11 protein-coding genes and 2 tRNA genes are annotated in these 13,445 nt (G+C 70.0%); 5 read left to right on the forward strand and 8 right to left on the reverse strand.

The genetic code is table 11. The features are described from left to right. Positions 1-466 precede the first annotated feature (466 nt). Positions 467-1,543 (forward strand): esterase-like activity of phytase family protein, encoded by a 1,077-nt coding sequence (locus ABZS42_RS05365; RefSeq protein ID WP_355142716.1) that lies wholly within the window; start codon positions 467-469, stop codon positions 1,541-1,543. Positions 1,544-1,662: 119 nt separating this feature from the next. On the opposite strand, the gene ABZS42_RS05370 is transcribed toward ABZS42_RS05365, so the two are convergent. Together ABZS42_RS05370 and ABZS42_RS05375 are read right to left on the reverse strand one after the other, a co-directional pair. Continuing rightward, the gene (locus ABZS42_RS05370) at positions 1,663-2,130 is read right to left on the reverse strand and encodes a nuclear transport factor 2 family protein (RefSeq protein ID WP_355142717.1); all 468 of its coding nucleotides are present in this window, start codon (positions 2,128-2,130) and stop codon (positions 1,663-1,665) included. A 577-nt stretch (positions 2,131-2,707) separates the two neighbouring features. After that, a complete protein-coding gene (locus ABZS42_RS05375; protein WP_355142718.1) occupies positions 2,708-3,640 on the reverse strand; it encodes a GNAT family N-acetyltransferase in 933 nt (310 codons plus the stop codon). A 553-nt stretch (positions 3,641-4,193) separates the two neighbouring features. On the opposite strand from ABZS42_RS05375, the gene ABZS42_RS05380 reads away from it, so the two are divergent. Then, positions 4,194-4,613, forward strand: coding sequence for a site-specific integrase (locus ABZS42_RS05380; RefSeq protein WP_355142719.1), 420 nt, complete (start codon positions 4,194-4,196; stop codon positions 4,611-4,613). A 113-nt stretch (positions 4,614-4,726) separates the two neighbouring features. Here ABZS42_RS05380 and ABZS42_RS05385 read toward each other — a convergent pair. From ABZS42_RS05385 to ABZS42_RS05395, 3 genes are all read right to left on the reverse strand, one after another. Further along, positions 4,727-4,799, reverse strand: a tRNA-Arg gene (locus ABZS42_RS05385). Between the two features lie 35 nt (positions 4,800-4,834). Continuing rightward, a tRNA-Ser gene (locus tag ABZS42_RS05390) sits at positions 4,835-4,925 on the reverse strand. 553 nt (positions 4,926-5,478) lie between these two features. Further along, complete coding sequence (locus ABZS42_RS05395) at positions 5,479-6,048, reverse strand: hypothetical protein (protein ID WP_355142720.1); 570 nt, start codon at positions 6,046-6,048, stop codon at positions 5,479-5,481. On the opposite strand from ABZS42_RS05395, the gene ABZS42_RS05400 reads away from it, so the two are divergent. Then, the gene (locus ABZS42_RS05400) at positions 6,041-6,655 is read left to right on the forward strand and encodes a hypothetical protein (protein ID WP_355142721.1); all 615 of its coding nucleotides are present in this window, start codon (positions 6,041-6,043) and stop codon (positions 6,653-6,655) included. The two genes, ABZS42_RS05395 and ABZS42_RS05400, sit on opposite strands and share 8 nt — an antisense overlap. A gap of 25 nt (positions 6,656-6,680) precedes the next feature. Here ABZS42_RS05400 and ABZS42_RS05405 read toward each other — a convergent pair whose 3' ends face one another. Continuing rightward, positions 6,681-7,451 carry a type II CAAX endopeptidase family protein gene (locus ABZS42_RS05405; protein ID WP_355142722.1) on the reverse strand — a complete coding sequence of 257 codons (771 nt, stop codon included), beginning with the start codon at positions 7,449-7,451 and terminating at the stop codon, positions 6,681-6,683. 144 nt (positions 7,452-7,595) lie between these two features. On the opposite strand from ABZS42_RS05405, the gene ABZS42_RS05410 reads away from it, so the two are divergent. Then, positions 7,596-8,711, forward strand: a complete 1,116-nt coding sequence (locus ABZS42_RS05410) for a globin domain-containing protein (RefSeq protein ID WP_355142723.1) — start codon at positions 7,596-7,598, stop codon at positions 8,709-8,711. A gap of 96 nt (positions 8,712-8,807) precedes the next feature. Here the strand turns inward: ABZS42_RS05410 and ABZS42_RS05415 are convergent, their stop codons facing one another. After that, positions 8,808-10,331 carry a peptide deformylase gene (locus ABZS42_RS05415; RefSeq protein ID WP_355142724.1) on the reverse strand — a complete coding sequence of 508 codons (1,524 nt, stop codon included), beginning with the start codon at positions 10,329-10,331 and terminating at the stop codon, positions 8,808-8,810. 331 nt (positions 10,332-10,662) lie between these two features. Here ABZS42_RS05415 and ABZS42_RS05420 point away from each other — a divergent pair, with 331 nt between their 5' ends. Beyond that, a complete protein-coding gene (locus tag ABZS42_RS05420; protein WP_355142884.1) occupies positions 10,663-11,445 on the forward strand; it encodes a hypothetical protein in 783 nt (260 codons plus the stop codon). Between the two features lie 62 nt (positions 11,446-11,507). Here the strand turns inward: ABZS42_RS05420 and ABZS42_RS05425 are convergent, their stop codons facing one another. After that, complete coding sequence (locus tag ABZS42_RS05425; protein ID WP_355142725.1) at positions 11,508-13,331, reverse strand: hypothetical protein; 1,824 nt, start codon at positions 13,329-13,331, stop codon at positions 11,508-11,510. Positions 13,332-13,445: the final 114 nt, after the last annotated feature.

Below are 13,445 nucleotides of genomic sequence, written 5' to 3' on the forward strand. Positions count from 1 at the left end.
GGAGTTCACCGCATCGGTACGCGTCCGCGGGCAGTTCCGGTTCAGCACCCGAGCAAATAGCCTGGTCAGCGCCCACTGATCTGCCTCGGCCCGCTCGACCGAGAGGATCTGCTCCACCACCTCGTACACGCCCGTCACGTCCACCTGTCGGCGAGGAGTGGGATTAGCGCAACGACTCGACGAACCCCGTCGACGAGAGCCGCCGTATAGCGCCCGTCACGTTGCCCAGTTCTGCGAAGGTCGTTAGCTTTTAGTTGCTGCTCGGATGCCGTACGTCCTAAGAGGATGGACGCACCACTCACACCGGCCTGACCCGACGCCCAGTCTTGATCACTCCCCGTAGCGGCTCCATCCGAAACGGACGGTGGAGTGTGGTGGCTACGAAGCGTCACCCGAGCATCCAACGAATGGAGTTCTCCGCATGATTCGATCCGTCAGGCGACGCGCGTACGGCCCTGGTTCCCTCGTGGGGGCCACGATTGCCGCACTGCTCGGCGCGTCCGTCGCCGCACCGGCGGCACAGGCCGCTCCGGAGACCACCTCCGGCAAGCCGGCGCCGAACTGCGCTCCCGGAACCAGAGCGGTCGGGTTCAGCGACGCCCTGGACAAGGTCACCGTCAAGGGCGTGCAGGTCGGTGGACTATCCGCCATCACCTACGACGAGCGCAGTCACGGTTACGTCTCGGTGGTGGACCGCAGCGGCACGCTCCCCGCCCAGCTGTGGTTCTTCCGGGATCCCGGCAACCCACGCGTCACCGGTTCGACCCTGCTGACCAAGGCGGACGGCACCCCGTACGACGGCACGAACTTCGACGCCGAGGGGCTCGCCGTCCTGCCTGACGGCCGGTTCCTCGTCAGCTCCGAGTCCGAGCCCTCGATCCGGATCTTCGGACGCGACGGCGTGGAGCGCGGCGAACTGCCGGTGCCGGCACGTTTCCGGGTCTCCCCCGCAGGGGAAGCCACCGACAACGGCACCCTCGAGGGGCTCGGCATCTCCCCCGACGGCCAGTACGTCTACGCCGCCATGGAGGACACCCTCAGCGGTGACGTCTCACCGACGGGTGAGGCGGCCTGGCGGCGGATCCTCGTCTACCGGGCCGATCGGCACCACGGCTACCAGCTGGACCGGCAGATCGGGTACAAGGTCGACCAGGGGCTTCGGATCGCGGAGATCGCGCCGTACGGCGACGGCCGGTTCGTGGTGCTCGAGGCAGCCTTCACCGCCAACGTCGGCAACACGGTCCGGCTGTACGCGGTGACCGGCGCGGACCGGGCCAGCGACGTCACCTCGATCCCGAACCTCTCCGTCGCCGGCGGCCGGGACGTGATCGGCAAGCGGCTGGTCGCGGACCTGATCAACTGCCCGACGCTAGGGGCCACCAGCCCTGAGCCGCAGATCAACCCGCTGCTCGACAACTACGAGGCCCTCACGGTCGATCGCAGGCACGGCAACGGGAAGGCCGAGATCCACCTGATCAGCGACGACAACTTCAACCCGATCCAGGTCACCCGGGTGCTGACCCTGCAGGCGCGGCTGCCCTGACACTCGCCGTGCGCCGCCGATGATCGACTCGGAGATCAGGCGAATCGGGGGTCCGGCGGACCCGGACACCCCGACTTCAACGAGTCAATCATCGGCGGCCGCGGCCGGGCACCCCGTGGTCATTGCAGCGGGATGTCGTGACCCGCGCCCCGCTCGTCTTCGGGCCGCGGCCCGAAGAAGCGGCGGTCGGCCGCATTGATCGGCACATCGTTGATGCTGGCCTCACGACGACGCATCAGCCCGTTGTCGTCGAACTCCCACAGCTCGTTGCCGTAGCTGCGGAACCACTGGCCGTCCTGGTTGTGCGACTCGTACTGGAAACGGACGGCGATCATGTTGTCCCGGAAGCACCACAGGCTCTTACGCAGCACGTAGTCGAGCTCGCGTTCCCACTTGGCGGTGAGGAACTCGACGATCGCCGGGCGGCCCGTGATGAACTGCTCCCGGTTACGCCAGACGGAGTCCTCCGTGTAGGCGAGGCTGACCCGGTGCGGGTCGCGGCTGTTCCAGGCATCCTCAGCCGCCTGCACCTTGGCCAGCGCACTGTCAAGGTCGAACGGCGGAAACGGTGGGCGCGCTTCGCTCATGGTCTTGCCCCTTCCGGCTCCCGGGCGGGCAGCGGCATTCCCGGGACGGGGCGGAACGAAACGCGAGCCCTCACGGGCAGGTTCATCGCCCATTCGAGCCCGATATGGCGCCGGCAACGCCATCGTCAACGCTCGCCGGTCCCCTGGTGCCGAGTGAGGGTCGTCACGGATGTTGGCGGTCCAGGTTTTGGACAGTCAATATTTTGGACAAATGCCACGAGCGGAGGGCGGCTCAGCTGTTCCGCTGCATCGAGGCAGAGAGCCAAGGTTCCGTGGGGCCCAGCCGTTGGCCGAGGGGTGCCCGCGAAGGACCTCCCGACCGCCGCGTGACGGGCCCGGACAGATGGAACGGACATGATCTGGACAGCGGGTTTCCGTACCGCAGTGATCGATCCCTACGACCAGCTCCAACTCAGCGAACCTCGTGGCTTCGCCGACCAGACCGTACGTCAGGCGCTGCACCTGGCCGGACACCACCTTGCGGCCCGTGGATGGCCCGGCCTGCCCTCCAATCCGCAGCTTCGGCGAGGCGGTCCGAGCTCGTGCGTTCCAATGTCGGCGCCGGCCTTTTCCTCGTTCAGGGCTGGACGTCGTTGGAAAGGTTGATCCGGATCCCCGTGTTGCGGTATCCGGCGCGACCGAAAGCGGCCGCCATAGGCGCGTTACCCATGTCGGTGGTGGCGGTGATGCGCGACTCCCCGTTGGTCGCGTGAAGGCGGGTAATCTCGGCGAGCACCTCGTCCACGTAGCCGCGTCCGCGGAACTCCGGCACCACCCCGAGATAGCCGACGTTCACGTTGTACGAGGTCGCGGAGGGAATCGCCATGCCCGCCACCTCACCCTCGCGCGTGTAGGCGATCCGCCACCACTCCCGCTTGCCCGGCGCCCTGAGATAGAAGTCCATCTCTTCGCGCGCGGTCGCGTCCACGCCCTTGGCGGCCAGGTTCGCACGGGTCTGGGCGTCCAGGCTGCCCTCGGCGATTCTCCTGAACACCGTGAGGAACTCCTCGTCGGAGGCCTCGGTGAACCGCAGCATGCCGGCCACGGGGGGCATCCCGTCGGCGGGTGCCCACTCGAACTGCAGCCGCTCCACCTCCCGGGTGAGGCCCGCCGCATGCGCCGCCGCCCGCCGCCACTCCACGGCCGCCGAGGTGGCCGGATCGTCGCGCCAGTCACCGGTGACCTTGATCCTGTACTGCACCGGCTCCGGAAACCCGGCCAGCGCGGCCCTGATTAGCTCGGCGGCGACGGCGGCACGGTCACCCACGGCAGGATCCACGTCGAGGCAGTCGAGCGCGACCGGATGCGGGCTGCCCTTCGGCCCCCACCACAATGCCCGTCCCACGACCTGGCCGTCGTGCTCGGCGATCCATGTCCATTCCGGCCGGTACATGTCCTCGGCCAGTTCGGCCAGGTAACGGTCGGCGGGGATCCACCCAACGGGCTCGGTCACGATCCACGGGGTCACGCGGTCGAGGTCTGCGGGGGCGGTAGCGCGGTAGGAGATCACGTGCAGAGGCTACGTCGCGAAGCTCAGCACCATGATTCGCACGGGTCGAGGGGGCTCCTCTCGCTCCGCTACAGCAAGACTCTGGTGCCTGCGGCTCAAGTCCCTGCCGACTCAAGCGGATCTCCTCGTCGGGCAGTCGCCAGCAACGAACGACCGTCCGGCGCTCCGGCTCATCAGCCGAGCGAGAAGGGAGACATGGAATGACCACGAAGGCTGGCGGCTCGCTCGACGCATCGCCCTCTGTCGGTCGGCTTCTGCTGCGTCCGGAGCAGGCGGCGTGACGCGTCAGGGTGGCGAGAAGCGGGCTCGGCCACGTCGCGGCCAGGGCGAGGACTCCATCTACAAGGATGGCGATCGCTGGCGGGTGCGGTCTCCTTGGGCTACGGCCCAGACGGCAAACGCGTCCGCAAGAAGGTATCGGGGCAGACCCGCGAGGAGGTCGCCAAGAAGCTTCGGCAGTTGCGCGACCAGCTCGACGCCGGCCTACCCGCGCCGGATGACCGGCTTTCGGTGGGGGACTTCCTCGGCCGGTGGCTATCGGTGAACCTGCCTGGTGGTCAGCGAACTCAAGACGCGGCGCTCTCGGCGAACCCTGTACCTCACGCCCCAGCTGGTGGAGCTGCTGCGCCGGCATCGTGCTCGGCAGGCTGAGGAACGGCTGGCAGCCGGCGAGGCATGGCAGGATCACGGCCTCGTCTTTCCGAGCGAGGTCGGCACGCCGCTGGATCCGGATAACTTCACCCATCGACTCTCGGCGCTGTGCAAGCGTGCCGGGCTCGGACACTGGCACCCCCACGAGCTCCGCCATTCCGGCGCCTCTCTGATGCTGGCTCAGGGCACCCCGCTGCACGTCGTTTCAGAAGTGCTCGGACACACGTCAATTGCGATCACGAAGGACGTGTACGGGCATTTGATGGAGGGCGATCGCCGGCTGGCTGCGGAGGCCATGTCCCGCGCGCTGTTCGGGCAGTGAGGCCCCGTGGCTCCCAGCGTGGCTCCCACGAGGGTCCAGGCGCTGACCTCGGCGGATACGAAAGAACCCCCGACCCTGCCGTTCTGGCTGGTCGGGGGCCTTCTCTCGCTCTGTGCGCCCGAAGGGACTCGAACCCCTAACCTTCTGATCCGTAGTCAGATGCTCTATCCATTGAGCTACGGGCGCTCGTGCTCAGCCAGCCTACACGACCGACTTTCGCGCGGAGACTCCGGGATTCGAACCCGGGAGGGGCTTTAAAACCCCAACCGCATTAGCAGTGCGGCGCCATAGACCAGACTAGGCGAAGTCTCCTTGGTGACCCGCAAGCCACCGCGCCCGAGGATACAGGGCAGCACCCGCCGGGGGCAAAGCGGCATCCTCGGGAAACCCGATCCGGTGTCCGCCTCGGCGTACTTCCACGCTGTGCGCCGGCGTGAACACGGCTAGGCTCCATCGATATGCAGGAGCAGCCCCCGAGCGAGCCGACCCGCCGCGAGCCTGCTGACGGGGCCCGGCGGCGGTCCACCAAGGCGACTTTCACGCCGCCCGGCGACCCGCCGGCAGCCGCCGAGCCGGCATCCGCACCGCCGCCGCCCGCAAGATCACGCCAGGGGAAGGTCGCCCCGGCCGTGCTGTTCCAGCCGCCCGAGCCCGACGGCCCGTTGCCGCCCCTGCGCTCCCGACCCACGGCCGGCGGCAGGCCCACCCCGGCCACTACCGCGCCGGCCGAGCCGGCGACGGCAGCAGCGGACCAGCCGGCGGCGACGCCCGCGTCTCAGGCGACGCCGCACACGACCGCGACGCCGGACCCGGCCGCGACACCGCACACGACCGCGACGCCCGACACGACTGCGACGGCGGCAGATCAGGCGGGAGGCGACCGGCAGGGGCCGGCGGTCAGGGCACCGAAGCCCCGGAAGGCGGCCGCCGGGACGAAACGGACGCCGGCCCGGAAGTCTGCTCCCCAGCGGACCGGGCCCGCAGACCCGCCGGCGGCCCCCACCGGGCGCGACGAGGGGCCGGTGGGGACACCCGAGACCGGGAAGACGACCGCCAAAGGAAGCACCCCGGCGAAGACGGCGATCGCAGGTAAGCGCACTCCGGCGAAGAGGGCTGCCGCGAAGCGCACCCCGGCGAAGGCAGCGACCGCCACGAAGAGCACCCCAGCGGAGAGCACCCCGGCGAAGGCAGCGACCGCCACGAAGAGCACCCCAGCGGAGAGCACCCCGGCGAAGGCAGGGAGCACCCGGGCGAAGAAGGCCGCCGCCGGGAAGGTGCCCGCCTCGCGCAGGGGCGCGCCGAAGAAGTCAGCCCCGGTACCCGCGCAGGTCGTGGCCACCGAACCGGAGACACAGCAGCCGGCCACAGCTTCGCGAGACCCGCTTTTCGGCGTACCGGCTCCGGCTGCCGGGTCGTCCGGTCTCCGGATGACCATCGCTCGACTGCTCGACCACCCCGGCTTCGCGCCGGAGTTGCTGGCCCTGGCCGCAGTGGAGGCGCTCGGCCCGAGCGCACGGGACTGGGCCGAGCAGCTGCGTTCGACGTACCCGGAGGCGTCGTCGGATGGGTTGGCCCGGCTCGCCACCCGGCGGTTCGTCCGGCTGGCCGGCGCGGGCGGGGCCACCTCGGCGCTCGCCGGAGCCCTCGCCCCGCTGGCCGAGCTCACCTCGGTGCTCTGGACCCAGGCCAACCTGGTGCTGCACCTCGCCGCCGCTTACGGCCGCGACCCGGGCCATCCGGATCGGGCGGTCGAGTTGCTGGTGCTGACCCAGGTGCACCCGGATGCGGAGAGCGCGCGTACCGCTTTGGACGCGGCGCGGGCGTTGGACGGACCGGGAGACGCGCCGTGGCCGCGCGTGCTGGAGGCGGCGTGGCGGCTGGCGGCGCCGCTCGCCGCCCAGGCTGCCGGGTGGCTGGCGCTGCGGCTGGCGTCCCGGCTGCTTCCGGGCGCGGCGGTGCTCGCGGCGGCGGCCGGCGACGCGGCGGCGGCGGAACGCCTGGCCGCCCGCGCGATCACGAGCTACCGGTCACCGACGGGCTGACCAGGGGGCACCGCTGGGTGGCGGATCAGAGCCAGTCGAACCACGACTTGGGCAGCAGCGCGTAGCCCACGAAGGCGGCCACGTCGAGGATGGTGTGCGCCACGATCAGCGGCATCACCCGTCGGGTGCGCAGGTAGAAGAGGCTGAACACCACGCCCATCACGGCGTTGCCGAGGAACGCTCCGAAGCCTTGGTAGAGGTGGTAGCTGCCGCGCAGCAGCGCGCTGGCCGCGATGACCGCGCCGATCCGCCACTGGAGTTGCCGCAGCCGGGTGACCAGGTAGCCGACCACGATCACCTCTTCCAGCACGGCGTTCTGCGCGGCGGCGAGGACGAGCACCGGCACGGCCCACCAGACGTCGGGCAGTGCGGCCGGCACGAGGGTGGCGTTGATGCCGAGCTGCGCCGCCGCCCAGAACAGCGCCAGGCCCGGCAGACCGATCAGCGCGGCCAGGCCGGCGCCGCGGATCAGGTCCGAACCGGGCCGTCGGGCGTCCAGGCCGAGGGTCCGCGCCGGATCGCCCGGGTCCCGGCTCAGCAGGTGTACGGCGAGCAGTACGGGCAGCAGCGCGAACACGATCCCGAGCAGCTGGTACGCCAGGTCGAGATACGGGCGGGTGGACGCGGAGGTGTTCAGCGCGGCGGTCTGCTTGGAGAGGCCCCCGTGTGCGGTCAGTTTCGCGATGATCGAGACGACCGCGTAGACGGCGGACTGACCGAGAGAGAGTCCGAGGACCAGCAGCGTCTCGGTCCCCAGCATCCGGCGCGACACCGGGCGGGTGAGCTCAATGGTCACCGCACCACTCTGCCCGATGCGGGCGTGTGGCGGCCGCCCGAGGAGCCCTTGTGAGCTGATCGCACATTCTGTGCGACCGGTCAACACGCTCGGTGGAGATTCTGTGTTCGCCCCATTCGCCGTCAGGAGAGGGAGCGAGCCGGCATGGAGAACTTCGAGCGGTTGCTCAAGGAGAGCTGGACCCTGGTCGAGGAGCACCGGGAGCGGCTCAGCGAGCACTTCTACGCCCGACTGTTCCTGCTCGACCCTGAGCTGCGGCAGCTCTTCCCGGTGCAGATGCGGGGGCAGGGTGACCGGCTGCTCGAAGCGGTCATCACGGCGATCCACACCGTCGGCGATCCGGAGAGCTTCGACGAGTTCCTCCGCGCGCTCGGCCGCGACCACCGCAAGTACCACGTCGAGGCGGAGAACTACGCGACGATGGGTGTCGCCCTCATGGACGCGCTGCGCAGCACCGCGGGCGACGGCTGGAACCTCGAGTACGACCAGGCGTGGCGGGACGCGTACGCGGCGATCTCGGAGAAGATGCTGGCCGGGGCGGCGACCGACGAGAACCCGCCGTTCTGGCATGCGGAGGTGCTGACCCACGAGCGGTACGGCACCGACACGGCGGTGCTGACCGTACGCGCGCTCCAGCACCCGCTGCCGTGGAAGGCCGGCCAGTATCTGAGCCTGGAGGTGCCGCGCTACCACCCGAGGGTGTGGCGCACGTACTCGGTGGCGAACGCCCCGAACGACGAGAACGTGCTGGAGTTCCACGTCCGGTCCGCCGATGCCGGTTGGGTGTCCGGGGCGCTGGTTCGCCGGGTCAAGCCGGGCGAGTTGCTCCGGCTCGCCGCGCCGATGGGCTCGATGACCCTGGACCGGGCCTCGGAGCGGGACATCCTGTGCGTGGCCGGTGGGGTCGGGCTCGCGCCGATCAAGGCGCTGGTGGAGGAACTGGTCACCTACAACCGCACCCGCTGGGTGCACGTCTTCTACGGTGCCCGCCAGGAGTCCGACCTGTACGGGCTGTCCGGGCTCCGCGAACTGGTCGCCGCGCACCCATGGCTCTCGGTCACCCCTGCGTGCAGCGACGACCCGGAGTTCGACGGCGAGCTGGGAGACATCGCGGATGTGCTCGGCCGGTACGGCCCGTGGACGACGCACGACTGCTACGTCTCCGGCTCGGCTCCCATGGTCCGCTCGACGCTGCGGGTGCTCGCGGCCGATGACGTGCCGCCGCCACGCATCCGGTACGACACCTTCGGCGATATCTGAGGCTTTCCTCCCCCCATCCGGGGTGCGTGCCCCTGCCCCCTGGGGCACGCACCCCGGCCCCCGCCCCCCACCGGGCTGGACACCCGGATGCGGAAGTCAGTACCGCCACGGCCGGCCACTCTCGCGGTATTCCTCCACCGGGACCAGCGGCACACCGGGCGTCATCCGGTCGAGGTAGAGCCGCCCCTCCAGGTGATCGATCTCGTGTGCGACGAGCCGCGCCATCCCGAACTCGAACGAGGTGATGATCCGGCTGCCGTCCCACTGGGCGTGCTCCACGTCGAGCCGCAGCGGCCGGGGTACGAGACCTCGGTGGTCGAAGAAGGAGAGGCAGCCCTCGTACTGTTCGTCCGTGTCGGGTGAGACGTCGACCACCCGCGGGTTGAGCAGCACGACCGGTTCGGCGTTCCGGTCCGGGGGCCGGACCACGGCCACCGCCCGGACGACGCCGAGTTGCGGCGCGGCGATCCCGACACCCTTGCTGAACGGATGCAGTTCGTCGAGGCGTACGAGGGTGGCGCTGAGCCGGTCGACCAGACCCCTTGCGGCCGCTTCCTCGACGGGCAGGTCGAACGGGCTGGCGGCCTGTCGCAGCAGGTCGTCACCGCGCTGCACCACTCCCAGCGCACGCATCCGGTCGCTCGGGCGGATCCGGCCGTTCGGCGGGGTTTCGTGCTCCGGGTCCGGCCGGGCCCGGAACCGCCATTGCATCCGGTAGCGGGCGTTCAACGGCGGGTCCTCGGTCTCCCACTCGAAGATCGCTCGATCGCCTTCGTCGTGCCGCTGCACCGGGGTGCGCAGCGGGCCTTCCTCCGCCGACAGTGAGGTCTCCGCGCCCCAGACCTGCGGGTCGAGGGCCGCCGGCAGATCCAGGCGTACGGCGAGGTGCCGGGTGGGTAGCCGGACGGCCCGCTGGAACCAGGGTCCCCACTTCTCGGCGCCGACCCGGTAGGTGTACTCGATGGTGGCCCGGTCGCCCGGGTAGAGCGGGAAACGCCGATCGCCGTTGTCGAAGAGGAGCCAGACCTCCTTGAACGCGTCCCGGTCGTGCTTGGCTCGCCAGTGCATCGGCTCCCGCTCGCCGCCGTCGTCCCGGTACGCACGAAGTTGAAGCTCCGCGAAGGTGAGCGGGTGTTCCCGGTGGTGCCGGTTCGAACGGCCCGGGTCGTTCGGGTAACGGTCGACCGCCACCCGTACCAGGTACCGGGTGACGGGTTCGGTGCCGGCGTTGTAGAGCTGCCGCCGGATCACGCACCGGTAGCCCCCGTCGGTGTGGCTGAGGGTGGCGGTTTCGCGTTCGACGATCAGGCCGGTGCCGGGGGGAAGCCACTGCCCGGGCAGGGGTAGCTCCCGGTAGGCCTGCCCGTTGCGGGCCTGCCGCGCGTCGTCGTACTCACGGAAGCGCTGCCAGATCGCGCCGCCGGCCTCCAGGACGGCTTCTGCCCGGCGGGCGAAATCCTCGGTCGGGCGGTGTCGCCGGCCCTCGACGTGGCTGACGTACGACGGGTCGAAGCCCATCAGGACGGCCAACTGTTTCTTGGACAGCCCCCGCCCGGTCCGTTGGCGGGCGAGTTCGGCGGCAAAGGAGTCGACAGCGCGATCGAGGGGTGAGGTGGTCATCGGCTTCCTCGTGGCCGGGAGTATCAGTTTCACGTTCCGTGGCCGAACAAACACGGAACTGCCACCTTGCCGACAGTCTGCTTGACAATTCACCGACGATCGTCGATCCTCTGGCGCCCGGCCGGACAGACGGTGCGTTTCTCCGGTACCCGCAGGGGTATCAACGGCTGGCACGTGACGTTGCCGCCTCGGAGACAGAACGCCCGGAAGGTGACCCATGCCTCGGCATCCGCCGGCGTCCGACCTTCCCGGGAGCGGGGATCTGTGGTTAGGCTAGCCTTAGCTCAACGGACTTCACGGGGGTACGGGGGATGATCGAGTGACAGCGGTGATGCCGAGCCGCGCCCTCGCGGCCGCCCCGCTGGCTCCGGTCACGGCGGCTCTGCGCGCCATGTTCGGCACCGACGACGTCCCGAGCCTCGCGCCCGGCCTGACGGTCACCGATGAGATCGGCTGGATTCCGGCCACCGCCCTGATCGACGGCACCCGGCTGCCGGATCTCCTGCACGCCGCTGCCGAGCAGTGGGGCGGCACTCCGCACGCCTGCGCCGCATTGGCCTGGAAGTCGTACAGCTACTGGAGTGCCCTGCCGGTGGCGCTCGGCTGGGCCTCGGCCCGACGGGTGCCGCTGCTCAACCCGTCCGACGTGCTGGTCCACTTCGAGGACCGCCGCCCTCTGCTCACCTTCGGGCTGCGCCACTCGACCACCGTGGCGGTGCTGCCCGGTGACCCACTGGCCCTCACCGGCGGTCCCGGGGTGCGAATCGTGGCCGACGAGGCCGAGTTGCTCGACGCGCTGCGCACCTCGCTGCTGGACGCCCACCTGCTGCCGATGATCGAGGCGATCCAGACACAGGTGCGGATCGGCACCCGCACGCTCCTCGGCTCGGTTGCCTCCGGCATCTCGAACGGGCTCCTGCGGGCCGCGGACGTGCTGCCCGGCTCGTCGGCGGACACGATCACCACCCTGCTCGACGCCCTCGGCCTCCAGGATCTGGTCGAACTGGTGCCCGGCCCGGGCGGCGAGCCGACCGTGCAGCGACGCACCTGCTGCCTGGCCTTCACCCTGCCGCAGCCGAAGATCTGCCGGGGCTGCTGCGTCAGTCAGGCCTGACCGGGCGGTCCCGTCCGGCGAAGCGTTGGACGGACACCCGACGGCATCCGTGGGCGGAGCGTTCAGTCGGTCAGCGGACGGATGTCCCAGAGCCAGACACCGCGCGTGAAAACCGGCCGGATCCCGGTCAGCTCGGTCATCCCGCGGCGCAGCGCCTCCGCCTGCCGGTGCGGTCCGAGGATCACCACCCCGGCCCGCCAGTACCGCAGGTCGTCGACCGCGTTCACCCGGCTCTGCGGGGTGATCGGCGGCACCGCCCCGGTCTGCCGGATCACGGTGAAGAAACTGCTGGTGGGGCGGGGTGGGGCGGTGAAGAGAGCCGCTCCCCGCTCCTGGGCGTGCGGCCGGTCGTCCGGCCCGAGGAAGTAGCCCCGGGCCAGCGGCATCTCCAGCCGGGTGACGGCCGACCAGCGCAACGGCTCGGCGTAGTTGGTGTCCGGCAGCGGCAGCGTGACCACGCTTCGACCGCCCGCCACGTACGGGCGCCAGGCACCGGACGTGACGAATCCCGGGATCGGGTTGAGGTGGGTCGCCGGCAGGGGGGTGGGCAGGATCGGCACCAGGGCCATGGCGAGCACGGTCGCCGTCCAGTAGCGGATCCAGGGTCGCGCGCTCGAATGTCGTACGGCGAGCTTCCGGGCGCATTCGGCACCGAGCGCGAGCAGCAGTCCGATGATCGGGGTGAGGGCCAGCGCCCACCTGGTCGGCACCACCGAGTGCAGGATCGGCAGGTCCTCGAGAGGAGCCCAGAGACTCGGCACACCCGTCTCCCGGCCGTCGAAGACCACCTCCCGGCCGAGTGAGAGCACCGCGAATAGCAGGCCGAGCACGGCCAGGGCGAGCACCAGAAGGTTACGTCTCAGCCACCAGATCAGGGCGATCACCAGCACCACCAGCGCCCAGCCGAAGAAGCTGTTCTCCTCGGTCGGGTTCTTCGCCAGCCCCTCCGCGGTGCGGGCGTTGCCTGCCAACGACTCGCGGGAGTACGCCACGAACGACGCGAGGTCGCTGGAGTAGCCCCGGATCAGCTGGGACAGCCCCGTGTACGACCCCGGCCCGAAGAACTGCACGTAGAGCGGGTACGCGAGCGCCAGCACGGCTACGGCGGCGGCGACCCCGAGACCGGCGAGGAAGGGGCGAGCACGTTGCCGCAGGTCCGGGCGGCCGATGGCGAACACCACCAGCACTACGCCCAGCCCGATCGCGGTCATCAGCAGTATCTCGAGGTTGAGGAACGCCTGCCAGATGATCACCAGTGCGAGCAGTACGCCGTTGCGTAGCCAGCGATCCGATTCGACGAGCCGCAGCGTGCGCCAGATGATCAGGGGAACCACGAACTGGGACACGATGTTCGGATGCGAGTTCGCGTGGGACACCATGGCCGGGGCGAACGCGCAGAACGCCGCACCCAGCCAGGCCGGGCCGCGGGAGCCGACCAGCACGCGGGAGAAAAGGAAATACCAGGCGACCCCGGTCGCGATCATTCCGAAGGTGAGAAAGAGCAGGAACGAGGTGCGGGGCCCGAACAGTAGGGTGATCGGCGTAAGCGGCAATGAAACGGATAATACGGACGTGTTCGCCGCCAAATTGACGCCGTCCGGCACATTCATCCGATCCGAATGGAACGGGTACGCGAATTGCGTGACCACTCGCGCACCGTGCGCCATCATCCACTCGAACTGCGCCTGATCCGACCGGTTGTCCCGAACGCCGTTGCGCGGGTCGAGCCAGAGCCGCGCGGTCACCCAGAAGCCCAGCGCCACGAAGCTCAGCACGGCGAGGAGGTCGATCCGGCGCCCCCGCGCCGAGCGCTCCCTCCGGTCGACGCCCTCCGCCTCATCGGCCACGGAGCCGCCTTTGGGTTCGCCCGGGTCAGGAGTAGTCATAACAATTCGGAGCGTAGTCAGCCTAAGACGTGCACGTGACACGTTTCGGGGTACTGCCGTACCATGTGCCGGGTTCGCCGACCGCCGATCACGCGCCACCCCCGACCGCATTTC

Origin of the sequence: Micromonospora sp. NPDC005367 (genome assembly GCF_040606825.1) — a bacterium.
Taxonomy (GTDB): domain Bacteria; phylum Actinomycetota; class Actinomycetes; order Mycobacteriales; family Micromonosporaceae; genus Micromonospora.

Coding starts and splice junctions, on each gene's coding strand:
- ABZS42_RS05420 (WP_355142884.1), top strand. CDS start 10,663: ATGCCGAGCCGCGCCCTCGCGGCCGCCCCGCTGGCTCCGGTCACGGCG.
- ABZS42_RS05425 (WP_355142725.1), bottom strand. CDS start 13,331: ATGACTACTCCTGACCCGGGCGAACCCAAAGGCGGCTCCGTGGCCGAT.
- ABZS42_RS05400 (WP_355142721.1), top strand. CDS start 6,041: ATGACCATCGCTCGACTGCTCGACCACCCCGGCTTCGCGCCGGAGTTG.
- ABZS42_RS05370 (WP_355142717.1), bottom strand. CDS start 2,130: ATGAGCGAAGCGCGCCCACCGTTTCCGCCGTTCGACCTTGACAGTGCG.
- ABZS42_RS05410 (WP_355142723.1), top strand. CDS start 7,596: ATGGAGAACTTCGAGCGGTTGCTCAAGGAGAGCTGGACCCTGGTCGAG.
- ABZS42_RS05415 (WP_355142724.1), bottom strand. CDS start 10,331: ATGACCACCTCACCCCTCGATCGCGCTGTCGACTCCTTTGCCGCCGAA.
- ABZS42_RS05395 (WP_355142720.1), bottom strand. CDS start 6,048: ATGGTCATCCGGAGACCGGACGACCCGGCAGCCGGAGCCGGTACGCCG.